The organism is Streptomyces sp. DvalAA-14 (assembly GCF_900091855.1).
Lineage (GTDB): Bacteria > Actinomycetota > Actinomycetes > Streptomycetales > Streptomycetaceae > Actinacidiphila.
This window is the reverse complement of sequence record NZ_FMCH01000072.1, coordinates 1-20,456: the sequence shown is the minus strand read 5'-3', so window position 1 is coordinate 20,456 and position 20,456 is coordinate 1. Positions and strand designations below refer to the sequence as shown.

Genomic DNA, 20,456 nt, shown 5'->3' with positions numbered 1-20,456 from the left:
CACCCTGCTCGGCTGATTGCCTGGCCCCGTCGCGGAGCGGTATGTGCTCCGCGACGGGGCGTCCCGGCGCCCGGCGCACCCGGCCCGCCGACTCCTCCATCATCCCGCCTGGGAGCAGTGATGTCTCCGATCGAGCTTGTCGCCTCCGATTTCCGGCAATTCGGCGCTCCGCACGGGACGTTCTGCCTGATCACCGGAGCGGCCGACCACGGCCGGACCCGGTGCCGACCGGGCGACGGCTACGAACGCGTCCTGTCGCTCACCCTGCCCACCGGTGCGGCGCTGGCCGATCTGCTGGCGGCGGAGGTGCCCGACGGCGCCGATGTCCTGGTGGCCTGCCCGGGGCAGTTCCTCGACTCGCCGGCGCCCGAGATCCTCGGGCAGCGCCGGCTCGCGGTCCTGCCGGCCGGCTCCACCCCGCTCAGCGAAGCGCAGGTGGACTACTTCCTCGCCGCCGCGGCGCGAACCGACGTCGAGCAGCAGGATCTGACCGCGCGGCGCTTCTTCGAACAGGTCAGCGGCAGCGACCGCCTCACCGTGGTGGACGACCAGACCGGCAGCGAGGCGGAGTTCGACCACACCGCGGGCGACGTCGTGTGGAACCAGCAGGCCGGAGAGCTGTCCCCGGGCGAGCAGCAGCTGGCCCCCGGCGGGAAGCTGAGCGTGATGCCGGCCGAGATCAACACCTTCGCCCCGGGCGCCCGCCTGCTCGGCCTCACCGGCACCCTGACCCTGTCGGGCTGGCCCATCGTCCACCGGCACGACGTCCCCGGCGACGGCCCCGATCAGCAGCGGCTGTTCGACGAACTGGCCTGCATGGTCGCGCACCCCGTCCAGCTCGTGGTGGCGGCCGGCGTGATCGAGACGGTCCGCACCGACGACGACGCCGCCCGGCCCGCGGTCGAGGCCCTGACCCGGCTGCTGGAACAGGACCCGCGCTACCGGGTCATCTGGGAGCTCGGCTTCGGCATCAACACCGCGATGGACGCCCTGCCGGCCAACTGCGGGCCCAACGAGGTGCACGGCGGCCGGTCCGGCGTCATCCACCTCGGCATCGGGATCACCCCGCACACCCGCTTCGCGCTGGCCTTCCTGTGCCCGCGCAGCACCCTGCTGGCAGCGGACGGATCCGCCGTACTGGGACGCCGCAAGGACACCCCCCGCGGCCGGCTGAACCGCGTCTCCAGCGCGAGCTGCGGCTGCCACTGACCCCGCGCGACCAGCCCTTCCCCACCACCGAGGAGACAGCCCATGAGTACCCTGCCGGAACTGCGCCAGCGCGTCGACACCCTGCTCAACTCGTTCATCAAGGACTTCTACCTGACCGTCCCGTACGCCCAGCACCAGCTGAACGCGGCGGAGATCAACCTGGACTACTACAAGCGCCACAACATCGAGACGATCCTGCGCCTGCGCCGCAAGCGCACCATCGACGCACTGGCCCTGCGGTACTTCACCAAGGTCGACCCGGTGCAGGCCAAGGCGTGGGCGCACTACACCGACGACGAGATGCTGCACGACCGCCTGTTCGCCGCCGACCTGGCCAAGGTGGGCGTGGAGAAGGACGAGATCTACTCCACCGAGCCGTTCCTGTCCACCAAGCTGCTCACCGGCTACCTCCAGTACGGCATGGAGTTCGAGGACAGCCCGATGAGCCTGATCACCAGCGTCTACTTCGTCGAGTACGTCACCACCCGCACCCAGCCCGACTGGCTGGAGAACCTGGGCAAGGTACTCGGCAAGGACGGCATCAAGGGCCAGCTCGCCCACGTCGGCACCGACCTGGACGACGGCCACGACGACTTCGTGTGGCGGGTGCTGGCCACTCTGGTCACCTCACCGGCCGACGAGGAGAAGGTCGTCGAGCACCTGCACAACGTGTACTGGCTGTGGAAGCTGTACTTCGTGGAGCTGCACATGAGCACCGTGCTGGGCAAGCCCGACATGGCGATCCCGCTGCCGACCGCACAGGAAGCCTGAGGTGTCCCGGTGACGGACGCCCCGAGCACGCAGTCCCCGGCCCGGCCCCGGCGCCCGCTCCTGCGGGCGCTGCCGCCGGGCCGCGAACTGTCCCCGGCCACCGAGCGCTGGCTGATCGCGGGCCTGGTCGCCGCCCTACCCGACCTGCGGGTGCGCCGGCTCTTCGAGCTGCGCCACGACATGATCACCGACGCCGAGCAGCTGGTCTGCGCGGTGGACCCGGACTCGAACCGCGCGGTGGGCCTGCTCGCCGCGTACTGGACGGAGCTGGCCTCCGGCCGGTCCTGCCTGCATGTGACCGTGCAGTTCATCGGGGACAGCTACCGGCACGGCAGCATCTTCCGGCGCAGCTGGGCCGAGCTGTTCACCCGGCTCCGCGACGACGGGCACGGCTTTCCCGACGTCGTCGCGCTGAAGACCTACAACCCGGTGGTGCACTGCGCGATGAGCGCCTTCGGCGCCCACCCCGACATCGCCCTGTACCCGGCGCTGGACCCGCGCACCGAAACGGCCCCCGTCGACCCGCGGCTGGTCGCCGAGGCGGCGCGGGCCGTGGCGCCCGGCGCCCGGCTGGACGCGGACCGGGGCGTGATCCGCGGCATCGGACTGCCGCTGGACCTCTACCGGCGGCGCCCGGTCAGCTCGGTGGCGGACGTCGACGCGTACTTCGGCGCCAACCTGGCGCCGGGCGACCGGATCCTCTGCCTGCTGCACTTCCGCACCCCCGCGGGGAAGCAGGCGGTGCTGACCGCACTGGGAGTGTCATGACAGCGGCGTTCGCAACGACCTACGCGCAGGCCCGCCAGGACTTCCGCGCCGCGGCCACCGGGCGGGGAGCGGTGCAGCGCACCTACCCGCTGCCCGGCGGGACCGGCCCCGACGGCGGGACGCTGAGCGTGGACACCGCCTACCTCGGCCCGCCGCGGCCCCGGCGGATGCTGGTCGCGGTCTGCGGCACGCACGGCATCGAGGGCTTTACCGGCTCCGCCTGCCAGACCCGGATCCTGCTGGGCACGGACGGCGGGGACGGCGACGGCGGCGGGGACAGCGGCGGCGGGGACAGCGAGGAGTTCGCTACCGCCGCGGACCGGGGCCTCGGCATCCTGCTGGTGCACGCCCTCAACCCGTACGGCTTCGCCTACTGGCGGCGGGTCAACGAGGACAACGTCGACCTCAACCGCAACTTCGTCGACCACGCCGCCCCGCCGCACAACGACGCCTACGACCGGGTGCACGCGGCCCTGCTGGACGACAGCGGCGCCGGCCCCGCCTCGCCCGACTTCGCCGCGCGACTGCACCGCCTGGCCGGCGAACTGGGGCTGCGGGCCTTCCAGGAGGCCGTCACGCACGGCCAGTACCGCCACCACGACGGCCTGTTCTACGGGGGACGGCAGCCCACCCGCTCGCACCGGATCCTGCGCGCGATCGTGGCCGAACAGATCGCCGGCACGCCCCGGGTCGGCTACATCGACCTGCACACCGGACTCGGCGAACGCGGCGCCGGCGAGGCGATCTTCCGGGGCGGCCGGGACCCGGGCGCCCCCGACCGCGCCCGCGCCTGGTACGGCCCCGGAGTGACCGACTCGGACGCGGGCAGCTCCTCCTCCACCGCGATCGTCGGCAACACCGCCACCGCGGTCGCCGACGGCCTCACCGCCGGCGAGCAACTCACCGCCATCACCCTGGAGTTCGGCACCCTGCCCGGGGCGGAGGTGCTGCTCGCGCTGTGCGCCGACAACGGGCTGCATCTGCGGCTGGACCCCGTCGCCGCCTTCGGCTCCCCCGACAAGCAGCTGATCAGGGCCGCGTTCAGCCCGGACGGCGACGAGCTGTGGCGCAAGCAGGTGCTGCACCGGGCCCGCGAGGTCTTCTCGCAGGCCGTCGCCGGGCTCGCCGCCGTCGACGCGTAGGCGTCACACGCTCCGGGTCCCGATGCCCACCACGGCCGTCCTCGGCAGGACGGCCGTCCAGGCGTGCTCCGCGGCGTCGTACCGCACCGAGAACTCCGCACCCGGGCAGCGGAAGACGTCCTTGGCCCGCTCGATGACCCAGCGGTCCGCGTCCGCGCCCCGGGTCCGCTGGATCTCCACCAGGCCGTACATGTCGGACAGATAGCGGCCCAGCGCCAGCTCCGCCAGCTCCGCGGTGGGCGCCACGGCCACGTAGGGGTCGGCCATCTCCACCAGGTCCACCCGCGGGAAGCCGGCCCCGGTCAGGCAGTCGCGGATCTCGTCCCGGGTGAAGTGCTCGAACTTGTGGCCGGTCAGCGAGTAGCGGTCGACCACATCGGTGAACCAGCTGTCCATCGGCGAGCCGACCAGGAAGTCGTGCAGCACCATGACGCCGCCGGGCCGCAGCACCCGGTAGGACTCCCTGGCCAGTTCGGCCCGGTCCCGCGGCGCGATGTGATGCGATCCGTAGGCCACCAGGACCCCCTCGACCGAGCTGTCCCGCTGGAGCATTCGGTCCGCCCGCTGCAGCAGCGCCGGGAAGTCGCCCTCCCAGGCGGCACGCACCATGTACGGCGAGGCGTCGCAGGTCAGCACGGCCACATCGGCCAGACACAGTGAGGCGGCCACCCGCTGCACCAGCCCGTCGCCGCCGAGCACGTCCACCACCGTCTTGAGCGGGGCGCCGCGACCGGCCCGGATGTAGCCGAGCAGCTGCTCGATACCGCGCGCCCGCGCCTGGACGTTCCGGGTCTGGGCCCTGAGGTAGGACTCGCCGCGGCCACCGCTGCCCGGGTCCCCGAAGTCGTCGCCGGTGCGGCCTTCGAGATCCTCGAAGTCGCCCGACCAGCGCCGGGCGCGCTCGATGTCCAGCCGCCGGTAGAGGTCCGGGTGCTCCCTAGAGATCCGGCTCAGGTGCCGGTCCATCTCGCCGCTGGTGAAGCGGGTCCCGGTCATGACCGGCCGCCCGCGCCGGCCCGCAGGAACAGGGCCAGGGCCAGCGCGGTCCGCTCGATCTCGGACGGGTCCACGCTCTCGTTCGGGGCGTGGATGAGACACCGCGGCTCCTCCACCCCGATCAGCATGATCTCCGCGTCGGGGAAGGTCTCCTGCAGCGCCACGCAGACCGGGATGGAGCCGCCCTGCGCCACGGTGGTCATCGGCCGGCCGAACGCCTGCTCCATCGCGGTGGCCAGGGCCGCGTACGCCGGCCCCTCGGTCGCCGACCGGAACGGCTGGCTGCGGTTGACGTCCGCGAACTCCACCCGGACGTTCCAGGGCGCGGACGCCTCCAGGTGCGTGCGCAGCGCCTTCCACAGCACGTCGACATCGGACCCGTAGGGAATCCGCACATTGAGCTTGGCGCGCACCGCGGCCTGCACAGCCGGCGCCGAACCCACCACCGCGGGACAGTCGATGCCGACCACGGTCAGGGCGTGCCGGGCCCACAGCATGTCCGCGGGGGTGCCGCTGCCGGCCAGCCCCACCCCGGGCAGGATCCCGGCGTCCCGGCGGTACCGCTCCGCCGGGTAGTCCGCGCCCTGCCAGCGCCCGTCGTCCGCGACGCCCGGCACGGTGGTGTCGCCGGCCGCGTTGTGCAGCGGCGCGAGCAGGGCGATCAGCGCGTTGAGCGGATCGGGCGCGGGGCCGCCGAAGGTGCCGGAGTGCACCGGGCCCGACAGCGCGCTCACCGTCATCGTCAGGTGCAGCGAACCCCGCAGGTGGGTGGTGGCCGTCGGCAGCCCGGCCTCGGCGTTGCCGGTGTCGCAGACCAGGACGCTGTCGGCCCGCAGCAGATCGGGATGGGCCCGCACGAAGGCCGACAGGCCGCCGGTGCTCTGCTCCTCGGATCCCTCGCAGATCACCTTCACACCCACCGGGAGCCGGTCGCCGAGCGCCCGCAGCGCGGTCAGCTGCGCCACGATGTTGCCCTTGCAGTCCGCGGCCCCGCGCCCGTACCAGCGCCCGTCCCGTTCGGTGAGCGTCCACGGCGGTGTCCGCCAGGCCTCCTCGTCCAGCGGCGGCTGCACGTCGTAGTGGCTGTAGAGCAGCACGGTGGGCGCGCCCGGCGGGCCCGGCCGGTGGCCGAAGACGGCCCTGCTGCCGTCGGGCGTGTCCAGCAGCCGCACCTCGGCGAAGCCCTCGGCGGCGAACAGCCGCGCCACGGCCTCGGCGGCCTGCCGGCACCCCTGGTCCGGGTACTGCCGGGGGTCGGCCACCGAGCGGTGGCCGACCAGTAACGCCAGGTCGTCCCTGGCCCTTCCCGTCAAAGCACCGACACGGGCGCCCAGTTCCTGGACCGACATGGGATTCTCCTCAGCTGGTGTGCCGCTGTGCGAGCACGGCGGTGAAGTAGGAGCGACCGAGACGGACCCCGATCGCGGAGCCGACGCCGACGGCGGCCAGCAGGAACCAGAAGACGGACAGCGCGCCGTGCTGCGCGGCGAGGTCGAAGCCGCCGCCGATCACCCCGCCGAGCACCCCGCCCAGGCCCCACGCCATGGTGGAGTAGCCGAGGTACAGGCCGAGCCGGCCCGGGGGCGCCAGCCCGGCGACATTGGCGTCGACCACGCCGCAGAACAGCGACTCGCCGATGGAGGTCACGACGACCGCGGCGACGATCGGCCCGAGGCCGCCGAACACGCACAGCAGCCAGCCCCCGCCGAGCACCACGCCGGACAGGGCCAGCACGTCGAGACGTCCCACCGAGCCACGCCGGTCGACCCGGGATCCGATCAGGGTCACCGTGATCATCACCGCCACCGCGTTGCCCGCGGTCAGGAAGCCGACCGCGGCCGCCGGGAGCCCCTGGTGGACGACGGTCAGCGGCAGGGCGATCTGGTACTGCGTGATCAGGAACCAGCCGCCGACCGCCAGGCCGCAGTACAGCATCAGCGGCCGGTCGCGAAGGCCGGCGATCAGGGCGTCCACCCGGATCGCCCCCGGGGCGGGCGTGGGCATGCCGCGCAGCAGCACCAGCGTGCCGGCGGCGAACACCAGGTGCAGGGCGGCGGCGGTGACGAAGCCGGCCCGGATGTGGTGCGAGGCGATCAGGGCGGTACCGATCAGCGGACCGATCAGCGCCGCCCCGTTGATCGACACGTAGTACTTGCTGAGGTTGGCCGCGATACCGCCGGACTTGCTGGCCGCCACCAGGCTGCGCGACCCGTTGTTGTTCAGCGACCCGCCGAAGCCCAGCAGCGCGACGGCCAGGGCCCAGAACCAGAAGAACCGTCCGGCCCCGGTGAAGGCCAGATAGGCGCCCGCCTCGATCAGCAGCCCCAAGGTCAGCACCCGCGCCGCCCCGAAGCGGTCGCTCGCCCAGCCGGCCAGGACACCGATACCGCGCCGGGTGAACTGCAGGACGGCGAACAGCGCGCCGATCTGCAGACCGCTCAGCCCGGCGTTGTCCGACAGGTAGATGGCCAGGAAGGGGATGACCATGAAGAAGCCGATGTTCGTCATGAACCTCCCCAGGATCACGACATAGGCGGGGCCCCTGCCGTCGGCGAACTCGGTGCCGCCGGCGGGATCCGGTGCCGCGTCCGCCAGTTGGCCCGCACCCGGGCCCGGTGCCCCGCTACTGACCGGCATCGGCTGCCTCCGGGGTGACGGGAACGGTGCGGATGGAGATCAGCGACGCCGCCTGCCGCGCCGCCGCCTGGGCCGAGGCCGTGTCGGCGGCGGCCGTGACGACGTAGCCGCACCGGTTCCAGGAGTCGCCGAGCGGGCTGACGGTGTCCCCGGCCGCGCAGAGCTCGCCCACCCGGATCACCCCGTCGACCGCCGACGCCTCGTCCAGGCCCTCCACCGCGACCACCCGTCCGGGATCGGCCACCAGGTAGCGGATCGCGGCCCCGCGGCGGGGAGCCGGGCTGCTCGGGGGCAGTTGGCCGAAGGCCAGGGTGGTCACCGAGCCGGAGAGCATGTCGAGTCCGGTGGCCAGCTCCACCAGTTCCCAGATCTGGTCACCGCCCTGCCGGGCGTTGATCTCGACGACGGTGGCCGAGCAGCCGTCCTCGGCCAGCATCACCTCGGTGTGGCCGGGCCCCCAGGTGTAGCCGATCGCGTCCAGCGCGCCGAGCGCGGCCGCGGTGAGGGTCTCGTACACCGGCGGCTCCAGTACGGCCGGCAACTCGTGGCCCAGTTCGACGAAGTGCGGGGGTCCCGAGGTGTGCTTGCCGGTCACGGCCAGGACCGTGTGCTTGCCCTCGGCGCTGAGCGTCTCCACGCTGAACTCCCGGCCGGCCAGGAACTCCTCGGCCAGGACCACCACCGGCGCCGCGTCCGCGGTCCAGCCCCAGGCGCCGCTCGCGCCGGTGGTCCAGGCCCAGGCGGCGGCGAGGTCGCCCGGGTCGCCGACCAGGTGGACGCCGGTGCCCCCGTTGCCGCTCACCGGCTTGAGGACCATGCCTGCCGGGCAGCCGCGCAGGAAGTCCGCGGCGGCCTCGATGCCGTCGCAGACCCGGTGCGCCGTGGTGCTGATCCCGCGCTCGGCGAGCAGCCCGCGCAGGGCGGCCTTGTCCTGGGCGTAGGTGAGGGTGGCGGTCACGTTGCCGCGCACGCCCATCTCCTGGGCCACCGTGCTCACCGGCAGCAGCGAGAGCTCGGTCAGCCCGAGGATCGCGTCGATCGGCCGCCAGGCGTGGATCTCGCGCGCCGCCGCCAGCAGCAGGGCTGCGTCGGTGAAGTCGACATCGACCACCCGCAGCGCGAGGGATTCCTCCAACGGCCGGTCGCCGCCCGGCCGGTGGACCACGGTCAGCGCGATCGGCAGGCCCAGCAGCTTGCCCAGGATGTCGGAGCGCGGGCACACCAGGAGCAGGTGCGGAACCGCCGGTTCAGGCATCGTGCCCGATGATGTCGATGTTGCGGGCATTCCAGATCCTCTCCAGTTCCCGTATCCGGGCCGAGTCGCGCTCGATGTCCGCCCAGTGCGCCGCGCCCTGGATCACCCAGCCCAGGCTCGTGGTGACGTCGTTGGTCATCGGCACCCGCTTCCCGTCCGCCGGGACCGACATCTTGTGCACGGTCGGCAGGTCCCGCACGGCCGCCAGGATGTCCATCCGGTGCACCGGGCCGGCGAAGTCGGCGCACAGCCACAGCGTGCGCACCTGCTGCTCCAGTACGAAACCCGGGGTGAACGCGCCGTCCAGCAGGTGCCGCACGGTCCGCTGGATCTGGTTGTCGCCGGTGGCCAGCGACCCGGACAGCATCATGCAGCTTCCCGAGTAGCGGGCGGCCAACTCGACCAGGCGCGGGCCCTGCCGGGTCACGATCACCTCGGCGTGCGTCGACCCGTTGCGGATGCCGACCGCGGTCGCGGCCCGCATGGCGTACTCCGCCAGCACGGGCACGTCCGGATGGTCCGGGCCCAGGAAGTCGGCGACGTCGTAGATACCGATGCGCGGACCGCGATCGTGCTTGGCGTAGACGCAGGTGTCCACCAGGCCGTGCCGGCCGTCGACGGAGTAGAGGTCGACGATGTACTCGGGGCCTTCCAGGAACTCCTGCACCACGACGCTGTCGTTGCGCAGGTCGAACCCGTTCACCTCGCCGAGGATGGCGTCGAAGTAGCCGCGCCAGTCGGCGCCCGCCTCCACCAGGTGGACATTGTCGGTGCCCGCGCTGGCCGGGGGCTTGATGATCAGCCGCCGGCCGGCCAGGCCGGACTCCTCGATCCACCGCGCCGCGACCGCCGGATCGTCCGTCGACAGCGTCTTCGGGCCCGGCACACCGGCCCGCTCCAGCGCGAGCGCCATCTCGCCCTTGTCGCGCTGGGCGGCGGCGCTGCCGCGCACGTTCCCCCGCTCGGGGAACAGTGCCTCCACGATTTCCGCGGTGAGTTCCACTCCGCGCTCGTTGCCGGCGACGACACCGATGGGGTCGTAGCTCCGGACGATTTTCAACAGCGCCTCGAAGTCGCCGTCGTAGAAATGCACGGCCTCGAAGTCGTCCGGGTGCCAGGTGGATTTCTTGACGAATTTCTCGAGTGGTTCCGGTGTGCTCATGACGGTGACCGGCAGCACGCCCCTGGCTCGGAAAGCGCTGGAGAATCCGCGATCGGCACCGTCTTGGAGGTGGTATCCGTCCACCACGACGACGTAGGGCTTCATTTCTCCTCCGCGGGGAATCGAAATCCTTGGCCCCTTCGTCAGTCTGCGCCGAGGGTTTGTGATCCGACAGTGGCAAGACGGACCAACACTCTCGAATTCCTGCCAGTGCGGCGGCTGTTGGGACGCGCTGACGCACCGTCCGTGCGGGGTGCGGGGTGCGGGGTGCGGGGTGCGGGGTGCGGGGTGCGGACTGCCGGCGGGCCGGCGGTCCGTCGGTCGGTCGGGCCCGTCAGGAATCGGCGGCGGGCCGGCGATGGACGGCCACCCACGCGTCGTTCGAGACGATCGAGAGGTCGTCGAACGCCACCGGGTCCCCGGTGGCGGTGGCCGGCCGGACGCGCACCGGGTCCCCGGTGGGCCCGTTCCACCACGCGCAGCGGACCGCCGCCGGGCTGGAGGTGGGTGTCGGCCCACTGCATCAGCGAAAGGACCACCGGCAGCAGGTCGCGGCCCATCGGCGTCAGGACGTACTCCTGCCGGAGACGGGCGCCCGGTTCGCGGTACGGCCGCTGCCGGAGTGCGCCGACCTCCACGAGCTGCTTCAGCCGGGCCGCGGCGACGCTTTCGCAGACGCCCGCGCGCGTCACGACCACACCCCGATCCGGCTCGCCCAGGTGCTGGAGGCGGAGCCGGGGGGCTTCGTGGCGCCGGACCTCGGCGCTCGGCCCGACCGCTCCTGACGGCGGCGCCGCCCCCTGGCCGGGCACTCCCGGACGATCTCGCAAGTTCTCTGGACGCCCGATCATGGCCGGGCCGCCCCGACCGCCCCTAGCGTCGGAAGAGGCCGCGCCCGACGGCGCGCCGAGGAACGCGAGCGAGTCGGTTCGCGAACGAGTCGAGTAGGGACGAGATGTTTTCTGGTCGTGCGTGGCGCCTGGTGAAATTCGGCGAACCGGCCGATGCGGTCGAGCTGCGGCAGATGACCTGGACCGCGCCCGGGCCCGGGCAGGTACTGATCCGGGTACGGACCGCGGGCGCGGGCTACCCCGACGTCATGATGGCCGCGGGCCGGTTCCCGCTGCTGGGGGACCCGCCCTTCGGCCTCGGGGAGGAAGCCGCGGGGGAGGTCGTCGCGGTGCCGCCCGGCTCGCGCTTCGCGGTCAGTGACCAGGTCACGGGCATCACCGGCTTCCTGGAGGGCTGGGGCGGCTACGCCGAGTACACATACCTGCGCGAAGGGTCGGCCATCCGCATCCCGGCCGGCATGACCGACGAGCAGGCGGGCGGTTTCCCGATCGGTTTCCGTACCGCGTACGCCGGCCTCGTCGAGCGCGCCCCGGTCGAGGCCGGGCAGACGCTGCTCGTGCTGGGCGCCGCGGGCAGCAGCGGCGCTACCGCTGTGCAGCTCGGCAAGGCGCTGGGCGCCACGGTGATCGCGGTCGCGGGCAGCCCGCTGAAGCTGGAGTTCTGCGCGCGGAATGGCGCGGACCACGGGGTGAACCACCGGACCGAGGACCTGACCGCCCGCCTCGCCGAGATCACCGACGGGCGCGGCGTGGACCTGATCTACGATCCCGTCGGCGGCGACACCGCGGCCCTGGCGCTGAAAAGCATCGCGCACAGCGGGCGGATCGCCCTCGTCGGCCTGGCGAGCGGCGCCCCGGTGGCGCTCGACACCATGGACATGCTGCTGCGGAACTACTCCGCGGTGGGGGTGCTCGCCACCCCCGGCGCTCCGGAGGCGGAGACCGCCGTATGGGGCCGGCTGGCCGACCTGGCGGCACGGGGGGCGATCAGCACGCCGGTGGGCCGCCGCTACGCCTTCGAGGACGTGCCGCGGATGATCACCGAGCAGCGGAGCCCCGGCCCGGGCAAGTCCGTGGTCCGGGTCGCCGCGCGGTAGGGCCCGGCGGCGGGCCGGCCACCCCCGTCGGGGCCGGACCACGGGCGGTCTTGGACACAGCGATCCACCGCCCCTACCGTGGAGAGGTAGGCCTCGCGGCGAAATACGTCTCGGACGGGCGGGCCCGCGCGGGCCCGCCCGAGCCGGGGTCTCCCTTTTGGAGCCTTTTATGCGTGCTGCCGAACTCTCCGCCCCGAACTCCGACCTCGAACTCGTGGAACGCGATGTCCCCTCCCCGGGCCCCGGCGAGATCCTGGTGAAAATGACCGCCTGCGGGATGTGCAACTCGGAGGTGAGCCTCGTCAAGGGCGAATATCCTTTCGCGCACTTCCCGACGATTCCCGGCCATGAGGTGATCGGAACCGTCGCGGAACTCGGACAAGGAGTGACCTGGCCGCAAGCGGGCACGCAGGTGGGGGCGCAATTCCTTTACGACTCCGACATGACCTGCGACTACTGCGTTCGCGGCGACCAGATCCTGTGTCCCAACAAGCGGATCACCGGCGTCGTCACCGACGGCGGATATGCCGAATACGCGGTCTTCAAAGAAGGATTCGTCACCCCCGTGCCCGAGGGGCTCGACCCGGTCGCCGGCGCGCCGCTGATGTGCGCGGGCCTGACCGCGTTCAACGGCCTGCGCCAGGCCGGCGTCACCTCCGGGTCCCGGGTGGCCGTGCTCGGCGTCGGCGCGGTCGGCGGCATGGCGGTCCGGTTCGCGCTGGCCATGGGAGCGCAGGTGGCGGTGCTCGGCCGCTCGCACCGCAGCGAGCAGCGGGCGAAGGAACTCGGCGCGCAGCGGTACATCGCCACCGGCGAACAGGACGCGGTGGCGGCGCTCAAGTCGTGGGGCTACGGCGCCGACGTCCTGCTCAACACCACGCCCTCCACGAAGGCCGCGACCGCCCTGCTGGGCGGGCTCGCCCCCGACGGCACGCTGTCGCTGCTCGGGTACGGCCCGGATCCGCTGGAGCTGCCGAGCCAGCTGATGGTCCTCAACCGGCTGCACGTCATGGCGTCGCCGTCCGGCTCCCCGCACAACGCCCGCGACACCCTCGACTTCGCCCTGCGCCACGACCTGATGCCCGACGTGACCCCGATCGGCCTCGACGAGGCGCCCGCGACCCTGGCGAAGATGGTGAACGGCGAGTGGCACAACGGCCGGGCGGTCATCACCTTCTGAGCGGTAGGCTGCCGCGGCTGATACCGATGCGCGGTGCCTCACGCCGACGCGCTGTGCCGCGAGGGGATCCGATGGGCGTGCTGCTGTACTACCCGACCGTGAATCCGCCCACGGAGATCGTCCACCAGGCGCTGCTCTACTGGGACGGCGTCGCCTCGGTCGTACCGCGCGACCCGCGGGTCTACCGGACCGTGGTCAGTGACGAGTTACGGCGGCTGGAGGACCGGGAGCTGTACCGCCCGCTCGCCTTCACCGAGGACTCGCTGGAGAGGCTGGAGCGCCCGGACTGGTCGGCCGGGTCCCCGCTGGCGGGACAGACCTCCTCGCTGCTGGCGCAGGAGCTCAGGCGGATGGCGGCGCGGCCGGACCCGCCCCGGCCCGCCTCGCCGCCCGAAGCCGTCCTGTACACCTCGAAGGTGAGCTACTGGCTCCGCCAGCTGCTGGTGGAGCTCGGGCTCGCCCGGCGCGGGGACGGCTTCCACGAGGCGCTCGCGGTGTCGACAGAGGTCCAGACACTGATCGTCGGCGTGCTGGCCCGCGAGCTCGCCGGCCACCCCGACATCGCGTTGTTCCCCTACACCGACAGCGAGCACGCCTACCGCGCCAGCCTGCGCGCGGTGGCCCCCACCCTCACCCTGGCCTGGGAGATGGAGCTGGGCCGGCTGCTTCCGGTGCCCGCGCCCGGCACCCCCACCTCGGAGGTCATCGCCTTCCGGGAGAAGTACGCCGACGAACGGATCCGGCTGATGCGCGCCGTGCACCGGATGCTCGGCGAGCTGCGCCGCGACTACGAACACCCCGCGGACGTCTTCGCCCAGTTGCGCGTCGAACTGTCGCAAGCGGTGCTGGACTACCGGGCGGCCGGCCGCGGCAGCCGGCTGGCCTGGGTGCACCGCTCCGTGACGGCGTCGGTCGCACTGGCCGCCGCGGCGGGCGGCACCTTGCTGATGCCGAACATCGGCTGGCTCCTCGGTACGGTCGGCGGCTATGCCCTGAACGTGGCCACCCGCGAGATCCGCCCGCTCATCCAGGCCCGCGACGAACACGACTTCAGCTATCTGCACCGGGTCGACAGCACCTTGTCCTGACGGCCGGGAAAGGACGACACGACCATGCTGGCAAGCAGACACCCCGGCAAGGCCCGGCTCCGGCCCGGAAGACCCTGGCAGGTGGAGGTCTTTGTCGCGCGGATCCGCATGACGACGAGCTTCGCGGCGCTGCGGGAAGGCGACCCCTGGCCGAGGGAACACCAAGGTCCCGCACTACCGGCGCCCTCATGGGCCGATATCGACAACTGCCTCGCCGACAAGGGGTGTACGCGCGTGGGGCCCCCGCCGTCCCCGGTACCCGAGGGCGATGTCGAGTTCGACGTCCTGTACTTCGATCTGATCGGGTATCGGCCGAAGGCCCGGGCGGCGCCGCCGGAACCGCGCACGGTCGCCGTGTCGCTGCCGCAGACGGAAGCGGCGGACATCCGGCGGGCCCTGGACGCGCTGGCCGCCGGCCTCAGGTGGACGACGGACATCGGGGTCGTCACCTCGCTGGCGGCCCGCATGGACGAGGCCGAGCCGGTGACGGTGACGCTCAGCGAACACGAGGCCCAGGCGCTCCAATGGGTGCTGAGATCGCCCGCCGAGCGGGAGGGACTCGCCGCGGACTGCGGCCCGGCACTGGACAGCCTCATCGGCCACCTCGACCGGGCCCGTCCCGTCACCGGCCCCTGGCTGCGCGTCCGTGACACCCTCCAGGACGCCCTCGGCGAGGCGCTGTCCCGCCCCGGCGCGGAAGGGCTGGCCGCACGGGACGAGCTGCTGGACATCGTCCGCCGATTCGCCGACACCCACCGGACGGCCACCGCGGCGGACGATCCGGAGCAGCGCAGGCTGCGAGCCGCGCGGACCGCCGAGGCGGACGGGGCAGGCTGATGCCTACGCGGGGCCCGGCGTCAGGCGAGGTCCTGCTCCGCCCAGATCGTCTTGCCCGCCTCCCCGTACCGCGTACCCCACTCGCGGGCGACGGAGGCGACCAGGAACAGGCCGCGACCGGATTCGTCCTGGAGCCGGGCATGCTGCAGGTGGGGGGCCGAGCTGGCGTCGTCGGACACCTCCACCGTCAGCGTCCGGTCGAAGATCAGCTGGAGGTGGATGGGCCCCCCGGCGTGGCGTACGACGTTGGTCGCGAGCTCGCTGACGATCAGGTCGGTGGCCGGGATGTTGTCCTCCAGCCCCCACCGCGCCAGCCGGTCGCGGGCCGACCGGCGGGCCTCGCGGACCGAGAGCGCCTCGCAGGGGAAGGTCCAGGACGCGACGCGGTCCGGATCCAATTCCCGGATGCGGGCCACCAGCAGCACCGCCCCGTCCTGGGGCGTGTCGCGCAGTACCCGGTAGGTGGCCCGGTCGCAGATCTCCTGGGGATCGGCGGACTGGTCGGCGACCACGTCGCGCAGCCGGCTGAGCCGGTTCCCGGCCTCGGCGGGGTAACGGGAGGCGACGCTGTCGGAATAGAACGTGAGCAGACTGCCGACCCGCAGTTCGGTGCTGAGCTGCTCGTACGGGGCGCCTTGCCCCAGGGGCAGCCCGCGCGGCACCTCGATCTCGCCGACCGAGCCCTCGGGGCTGGTGATCAGCGGCCCGTCGTGTCCCGCGGCCGCCACCGCGCACCGGTGCGAGAGCGGGTCGTAGGTCAGGTAGAGGCAGGTCGCCGTGAACGGCGGGCGGGAGCGGTGCAAGGTGGCGGGGTCCTCGTCCTGCTCACGCGCCAGCTTCTGGGCGACGTCGTCGAGGTGCATCAGCAGTTCGTTGGGCGGCAGGTCCATCGACGCCAGGGTCGAGGTGGCCGTCCGCAGCCGCCCCATCGCCACCGACGCCTGCAGATCCTCCCCGTGCACGTAGCCGATGACCAGGCCCACCCGGGAACTGGACAGCGGCAGGACATCGAACCAGTGCGCGCCGTACCGGCCCGGCAGATAGCACTGGGAGGTGACGGCCGCCGCGGTCTGCGGCGGATTGCGCGGCAGCAGGCTGCGCTGCAACTCGGTGGCGACGGTGTGCTCGCGGGTGAAGCGGCGCGCGTTGTCCATGAACAGCGCCGAGCGCGCGGCCAGCTCCTCGGCCAGCGACAGGTCCTCGTCGTCGAACGGATCGGGACGGGAGGCGTCCCGGTAGTAGCTGGCCAGGCCGATGACGAGCCCGTGCACGGTCAGCGGAGTCACGATGATCGAGTGCACCCCGGAGCGGGCGATGAACTCCTGCCGCACCCGGTCGTGGTGCAGCCACCCGCCGGAGGTCAGCACCGAGCCCACCAGCCGCGGCCGCAGGTCCGCCAGCGCCTGCGTCCACGGCGTGGGGGAGACGTAGGAACTGGCGCTGCCCACCGGGTAGGCGCCGTACTGTCCCTCGCGGCCCTTGAAGGCGGCCCGCCGCATCGGCAGCCGGGAGGTCACCGGGCCCACCGGCGCCTCCCCGGCCAGCACGGACTCCAGCAGGTCGACGGCGACCGCGTCCGCGAAGCCGGGGACGGACACGTCCGCGAGTTCCTGGGCGGTGACCAGCGGGTCCAGGGTGCGGCCGATGCGGTCCCGGGCCCGGCTGAGCAGATCCAGGTCCCCCTGCCGCCGCTCACCCTCCGTGACGTCGTGGATCACCGCGGCGGCGCCGTTCGACCGGCCCGAGGCGTCGTGCAGCGGGTACGCCGTGACCTCGTAATGGTGCAGATGCTCCGGGTCGGCCTGCGTGTACGCGGCCACCGCGTGGTCGAAGACGGTCGCGCCGCTGTCCACGGCCTTGCGGATGACCGGCGAGATGGGGATCGAGGCGTCCAGGTCCGTCAGCTCGGCGCCGACCACCCGCTCCGCGGGCATCGCCCGCATCCGCAGGATGGCGGGGTTGGCCCGCAGGACGCGCAGGTCGGTGTCGTAGACCTCGATGCCGGCGTGGGCCTGGTCGAACAGGGTCTTCTCGAAGCCGCCGGCGCTGTCGTCCGCCGCGGGGCTGCCGGCCGTCATGACACGGACCGCCGGTGTCGTCGTACACAGGGCATGGCCGACCCCATTTCTCGTCGACTCTTGCCAGTTAACACGGCAATCGGTGCGTTTCGCCACCTGGGGGTGCCCGGGTGGCGCCGGCGGTGGGGCCGTGCGTCACCGCCGCGGAAAGCGCCTGTCCCCGCCCCGTGGCCGGGGCGGGGACAGGCGCCGTGTGCGTCGCGGCGCCGGCGTCAGCCGGTGGCGCGCTGGAATTCCTGCGGCGGCGTGATCGGGGTCGCGCCGCGGAAGCTCACCCGGCCGAGGACGCGGCCAGGTCGAACTCCTCCCAGGGGCCGATCGCCGTGCGGTTGGCGATCAGGGCCGCCGCGCCGGCGTTCTCGGCGGTGACGAGGTGCTGGTTGTTGTAGGCGCGGAAGCTGACGCTGCCGTCGGGGTTGTGGATGAGGTAGAAGGTCTCCCACGGACCGGTCGCACCGCGGTTGGCGATCAGCGGCGAGTTGCCGTTGCTCTCGGCGGTGACCCAGTCGTTGTCGGAATGCGCCTTCAGGTTCACGGTGCCGTTGTTGTTGGCGACCATGGTGAAGGTCTCGTTCGTGCCGACCGAGGTGGCGTCGGCGATGAGCGAGGTGGTGCTGTTCGCCGCGTCGACGTACTTGCCGTTGGCGTGGGCCTTGAGGCTGATCACGGACTGGGTCGGCGCCGGGAACGTGGTGTTGTTGTTCGTGTAGCCGGCCGCGGTGATGTTGGCCTGCACGGAGTTCTCGGTCGCGTCGGTCGGGAAGCCCTTGGTGACGGCGCCCTCGAAGAACTCACCGGTGCCTTCCGGGCTGTTGTCGCCGCCGGTGCCCAGCTCGATGGAGGGCTGCACCTTCATCGGGTTGTAACCGTTGGGCAGCGCCCCGGAGTAGGCCTGGGTCAGCCCGCCGGATTGCCCGCTGCCGTATTTCAGGGTGAAGTTCGTCGTGCCGTTGTTCTTCTCCCAGGCGCTGACGAACGAACCGGTCTCGCTGGGGATGTTCGACGGGTTGGGGCCGGCCGCGCTGAAGTACATGCCGTTCTCCAGGTCGCCGCCCACCCAGGGGCCCGAGCCGGTGCAGCCGCCGGTCCAGCAGGCGGAGCCGTAGTAGATCGCGTTCATCGTCGCGTTGCCGTCGTCCGAGTCGTTGGTCTCGGCCGAGCCGAAGTCGAAGCAGCAGCTGCCGCTGGTGAGTTTCGACGAGGTGAGCATGTAGATGCCCTCGGGCTGCGAGCCGGTGGGCACGTTCTTGACGGCGTTGTTGCGGTATCCGGTACCGATGTTGTTGACCAGCACGCCGTAGGCGCCCTGGCCGCCCACGGTGATCGGCAGCGCCATCGCGTTCGCGCCGATGTCCGAGCCGTTCGGGCCCGGGCCGGACAGGCCGCCCGAGCAGCCCGAGCAGGAACTGCCGGGCGAGATGGGCAAGTTGTTGGCGTTGGACGTCTGGTCGTACAGCTGGGTGATGGTGCACGTCGTGCCGGAGCAGAAGGAGACCTGCGGCGCCGAGGCGACCAGACCGCCGGCCGACGCGAGGCCGATGTTCAAGGTGCTGTTGTCCGAGGCGCGCTGGATCTGGTACAGCGGGCCGTTGTACGAGGAGAACATCGCCCGGGTGGTGCTGTACGCCGCCTCGCACGGCGTGCCACCGGACGCGTAGATGTCGCAGGGTCCCGATGGAGCCGCCGCGGCGGGCGTCGCCGTGGTGCCGAAGAGCGGCACCGCGATCGCCAGCGCGAGCAGGAACGCGAGCAGCAGCTGCGTTCGGCGTCGGAGTGTCGGTATGACCAGCACAAATGCCTCCGGAAATGTGATGGTGCCATTCCGCCCGAAGCGTTGAGCCGAGTCGCGGCTGCGCTCATCGCCGGGCGCGGTCAGAGATCGCCGGTGGTGCTCAGCGCCTCATCGAATGGCGGCGTCCCGTGTGGCGCAGCACACATATTCGGCTGGCTCTAGGCATAAGTCAAGACGGTGGTCCCACGGTTAAGGACATTTAGAAAGATCTTTGGAGTAAAACCGGCATCGATCGGCGGAGCTTTATGTGCAAAGTGAGTGCAATAGGCCGAGGGTCGTCGTATCGAGTGCGTCGGCCGCCGCGGCCTCGTTTTCCGGCGGGGTGGTAAATGCGGTGATATCCGTTTCGCCGGTGCGGTTCCCGCGCCGCCGGCCGAGGAGATTCGGTTTCGCGGCGTTCACATCCTGGACATCGGCGACAACCTGCGCGGTCGCCGTCCGGTGCCATCGTGTGTGCTGGGCCGCCGGGCGTGCCCGGCGGCACCCGAACGCGGGCCTGCACCCGGCCGGTCCGGCACCGGGTCCGAACGGGTCCGAGCGGACCGAACGGGTCCGATGGGGCCGACCGGGCCTCACCACCTCCGAACAGGCTCGAGCGACGGCGAGGATCCGATGAACCCGAGCGACGCCGACCGTCCCCAACAGGCGCCCGCCGAGCCCGACACCGACCCGGCGGCCGGCGCCAAGCCGCTGCTCGACGCCCCGCAGACGGCCGCGGCGGCCGCGACGATGTGGACCTTCATCATCGGCCCGCCGCTCTGCCTGATCGCCGCGGTGCCGCTGGCGTGGGGGCGGGGCCTGTCCCCGCTGGACGTCGCTATGGCGGTGGCCGCCTACCTCGTGTCGGGCTTCGGCCTCACCGTCGGCTACCACCGCCTGTTCACCCATCGCTCGTTCAAGGCGCGGCGCGGCCTGCGGATCGCGCTGGCCGTCGCCGGCTCACTGGGGGTCGAGGGCTCACCGGTCCAGTGGGTGGCCAACCACCGCCGCCACCACGCCTTCGCCGACCGCGAGGGTGACCCGCACTCGCCCTGGCGCTACGGGACCGACAGCCGCGCGCTGCTCAAGGGCCTGGTCCACGCGCACATCGGGTGGATGCTCAAGCGGGAGCTGAGCAACCGGGCCAGATTCGCCCCCGACATCGCCGCCGATCCCGATCTGCGGCTGGTCGGACGGCTCTTCGGGCTGCTGACCGCCGCCTCGCTGCTGCTGCCGGCGCTGGCCGGCGGGCTCGTCACCGGCAGCTGGACGGGCGCGCTGACCGGCTTCTTCTGGGCCGGCCTGATCCGGATGGCGCTGCTGCACCACGTCACCTGGTCGGTCAACTCGGTCTGCCACGTGGCGGGCCGGCGTCCGTTCGCCAGCCGGGACAAGGCCACCAACTTCTGGCCGCTCGCCCTGCTGTCCTTCGGCGAGAGCTGGCACAACTCCCACCACGCCGACCCCACCGGGGCGCGCCACGGGGTGCTGCCCGGCCAGATCGACCCGGCGGCCCGCCTCATCTGGGTGTTTGAGAAGCTGCGCTGGGTCCACGACGTCCGCTGGCCGAACGCGGACCGTCTGCGCCCGCGCGCGCTGCCCGAGGCGGCCGGC

At 72.2% G+C, this 20,456-nt stretch carries 16 protein-coding genes and 1 pseudogene; 9 read left to right on the top strand and 8 right to left on the bottom strand.

The annotated features are described in order from the left end of the window. Positions 1-120: 120 nt before the first annotated feature. The 4 genes from GA0115240_RS03715 to GA0115240_RS03700 are packed head-to-tail and all read left to right on the top strand — an operon-like array spanning position 121 to position 3,890. The gene (locus GA0115240_RS03715; protein WP_093735206.1) at positions 121-1,209 is read left to right on the top strand and encodes a hypothetical protein; all 1,089 of its coding nucleotides are present in this window, start codon (positions 121-123) and stop codon (positions 1,207-1,209) included. Positions 1,210-1,251: 42 nt separating this feature from the next. After that, entirely contained in the window at positions 1,252-1,980 is a 729-nt protein-coding gene (locus GA0115240_RS03710; protein WP_093735205.1) for a hypothetical protein, read from the top strand. A 9-nt stretch (positions 1,981-1,989) separates the two neighbouring features. Beyond that, positions 1,990-2,748, top strand: coding sequence for a hypothetical protein (locus GA0115240_RS03705; protein ID WP_093735204.1), 759 nt, complete (start codon positions 1,990-1,992; stop codon positions 2,746-2,748). Next, positions 2,745-3,890 carry a DUF2817 domain-containing protein gene (locus GA0115240_RS03700; RefSeq protein ID WP_093735203.1) on the top strand — a complete coding sequence of 382 codons (1,146 nt, stop codon included), beginning with the start codon at positions 2,745-2,747 and terminating at the stop codon, positions 3,888-3,890. The genes GA0115240_RS03705 and GA0115240_RS03700 overlap by 4 nt, the downstream gene beginning before the upstream one ends. A 3-nt stretch (positions 3,891-3,893) precedes the next feature. Here the strand turns inward: GA0115240_RS03700 and GA0115240_RS03695 are convergent, their stop codons facing one another. The 6 genes and pseudogenes from GA0115240_RS03695 to GA0115240_RS37845 form a co-directional block, all read right to left on the bottom strand. Further along, entirely contained in the window at positions 3,894-4,886 is a 993-nt protein-coding gene (locus tag GA0115240_RS03695; RefSeq protein ID WP_093735202.1) for a class I SAM-dependent methyltransferase, read from the bottom strand. Next, a complete protein-coding gene (locus GA0115240_RS03690; protein WP_093735201.1) occupies positions 4,883-6,235 on the bottom strand; it encodes a dipeptidase in 1,353 nt (450 codons plus the stop codon). The genes GA0115240_RS03695 and GA0115240_RS03690 overlap by 4 nt, the downstream gene beginning before the upstream one ends. Positions 6,236-6,245: 10 nt before the next feature. Next, positions 6,246-7,523 carry an MFS transporter gene (locus tag GA0115240_RS03685; RefSeq protein ID WP_093735200.1) on the bottom strand — a complete coding sequence of 426 codons (1,278 nt, stop codon included), beginning with the start codon at positions 7,521-7,523 and terminating at the stop codon, positions 6,246-6,248. Beyond that, positions 7,510-8,778: an ATP-grasp domain-containing protein gene (locus GA0115240_RS03680; RefSeq protein WP_161301998.1), complete on the bottom strand. Its 1,269-nt coding sequence runs from the start codon at positions 8,776-8,778 to the stop codon at positions 7,510-7,512. The genes GA0115240_RS03685 and GA0115240_RS03680 overlap by 14 nt, the downstream gene beginning before the upstream one ends. After that, the gene (locus GA0115240_RS03675) at positions 8,771-10,045 is read right to left on the bottom strand and encodes an ATP-grasp domain-containing protein (RefSeq protein ID WP_093735198.1); all 1,275 of its coding nucleotides are present in this window, start codon (positions 10,043-10,045) and stop codon (positions 8,771-8,773) included. Before GA0115240_RS03675 ends, GA0115240_RS03680 begins: the two co-directional genes overlap by 8 nt. Before the next feature lie 452 nt (positions 10,046-10,497). Continuing rightward, positions 10,498-10,791: pseudogene (locus tag GA0115240_RS37845) on the bottom strand (hypothetical protein); the annotation flags it as partial. Positions 10,792-10,895: 104 nt separating this feature from the next. Between GA0115240_RS37845 and GA0115240_RS03665 the strand changes: the two are divergent. The 4 genes from GA0115240_RS03665 (at position 10,896) to GA0115240_RS03650 (ending at position 14,993) form a co-directional block, all read left to right on the top strand. Continuing rightward, entirely contained in the window at positions 10,896-11,888 is a 993-nt protein-coding gene (locus tag GA0115240_RS03665; RefSeq protein WP_093735196.1) for an NADPH:quinone oxidoreductase family protein, read from the top strand. Between the two features lie 169 nt (positions 11,889-12,057). Further along, positions 12,058-13,068: an alcohol dehydrogenase catalytic domain-containing protein gene (locus GA0115240_RS03660; protein WP_093735195.1), complete on the top strand. Its 1,011-nt coding sequence runs from the start codon at positions 12,058-12,060 to the stop codon at positions 13,066-13,068. Positions 13,069-13,139: 71 nt separating this feature from the next. Beyond that, positions 13,140-14,156, top strand: a complete 1,017-nt coding sequence (locus tag GA0115240_RS03655) for a hypothetical protein (RefSeq protein WP_093735194.1) — start codon at positions 13,140-13,142, stop codon at positions 14,154-14,156. 24 nt (positions 14,157-14,180) lie between these two features. Next, positions 14,181-14,993, top strand: a complete 813-nt coding sequence (locus GA0115240_RS03650) for a hypothetical protein (RefSeq protein WP_141708712.1) — start codon at positions 14,181-14,183, stop codon at positions 14,991-14,993. A 20-nt stretch (positions 14,994-15,013) separates the two neighbouring features. Here GA0115240_RS03650 and GA0115240_RS03645 read toward each other — a convergent pair whose 3' ends face one another. Both GA0115240_RS03645 and GA0115240_RS03640 read right to left on the bottom strand, forming a co-directional pair. Then, on the bottom strand, positions 15,014-17,071 hold the full coding sequence (locus GA0115240_RS03645; RefSeq protein WP_093735192.1) for a SpoIIE family protein phosphatase: 2,058 nt from the start codon (positions 17,069-17,071) through the stop codon (positions 15,014-15,016). A gap of 271 nt (positions 17,072-17,342) precedes the next feature. Further along, a complete protein-coding gene (locus GA0115240_RS03640; protein ID WP_256069526.1) occupies positions 17,343-18,863 on the bottom strand; it encodes an arabinofuranosidase catalytic domain-containing protein in 1,521 nt (506 codons plus the stop codon). 612 nt (positions 18,864-19,475) lie between these two features. Between GA0115240_RS03640 and GA0115240_RS03635 the strand changes: the two genes are divergently transcribed. After that, on the top strand, positions 19,476-20,456 hold a 981-nt coding region (locus tag GA0115240_RS03635; protein WP_107407087.1), incomplete at its 3' end, for an acyl-CoA desaturase.

Coding starts and splice junctions, on each gene's coding strand:
- GA0115240_RS03685 (WP_093735200.1), bottom strand. CDS start 7,523: ATGCCGGTCAGTAGCGGGGCACCGGGCCCGGGTGCGGGCCAACTGGCG.
- GA0115240_RS03650 (WP_141708712.1), top strand. CDS start 14,181: ATGCTGGCAAGCAGACACCCCGGCAAGGCCCGGCTCCGGCCCGGAAGA.
- GA0115240_RS03680 (WP_161301998.1), bottom strand. CDS start 8,778: ATGCCTGAACCGGCGGTTCCGCACCTGCTCCTGGTGTGCCCGCGCTCC.
- GA0115240_RS03690 (WP_093735201.1), bottom strand. CDS start 6,235: ATGTCGGTCCAGGAACTGGGCGCCCGTGTCGGTGCTTTGACGGGAAGG.
- GA0115240_RS03655 (WP_093735194.1), top strand. CDS start 13,140: ATGGGCGTGCTGCTGTACTACCCGACCGTGAATCCGCCCACGGAGATC.
- GA0115240_RS03665 (WP_093735196.1), top strand. CDS start 10,896: ATGTTTTCTGGTCGTGCGTGGCGCCTGGTGAAATTCGGCGAACCGGCC.
- GA0115240_RS03645 (WP_093735192.1), bottom strand. CDS start 17,071: ATGACGGCCGGCAGCCCCGCGGCGGACGACAGCGCCGGCGGCTTCGAG.
- GA0115240_RS03695 (WP_093735202.1), bottom strand. CDS start 4,886: ATGACCGGGACCCGCTTCACCAGCGGCGAGATGGACCGGCACCTGAGC.
- GA0115240_RS03710 (WP_093735205.1), top strand. CDS start 1,252: ATGAGTACCCTGCCGGAACTGCGCCAGCGCGTCGACACCCTGCTCAAC.
- GA0115240_RS03660 (WP_093735195.1), top strand. CDS start 12,058: ATGCGTGCTGCCGAACTCTCCGCCCCGAACTCCGACCTCGAACTCGTG.
- GA0115240_RS03715 (WP_093735206.1), top strand. CDS start 121: ATGTCTCCGATCGAGCTTGTCGCCTCCGATTTCCGGCAATTCGGCGCT.
- GA0115240_RS03675 (WP_093735198.1), bottom strand. CDS start 10,045: ATGAAGCCCTACGTCGTCGTGGTGGACGGATACCACCTCCAAGACGGT.
- GA0115240_RS03700 (WP_093735203.1), top strand. CDS start 2,745: ATGACAGCGGCGTTCGCAACGACCTACGCGCAGGCCCGCCAGGACTTC.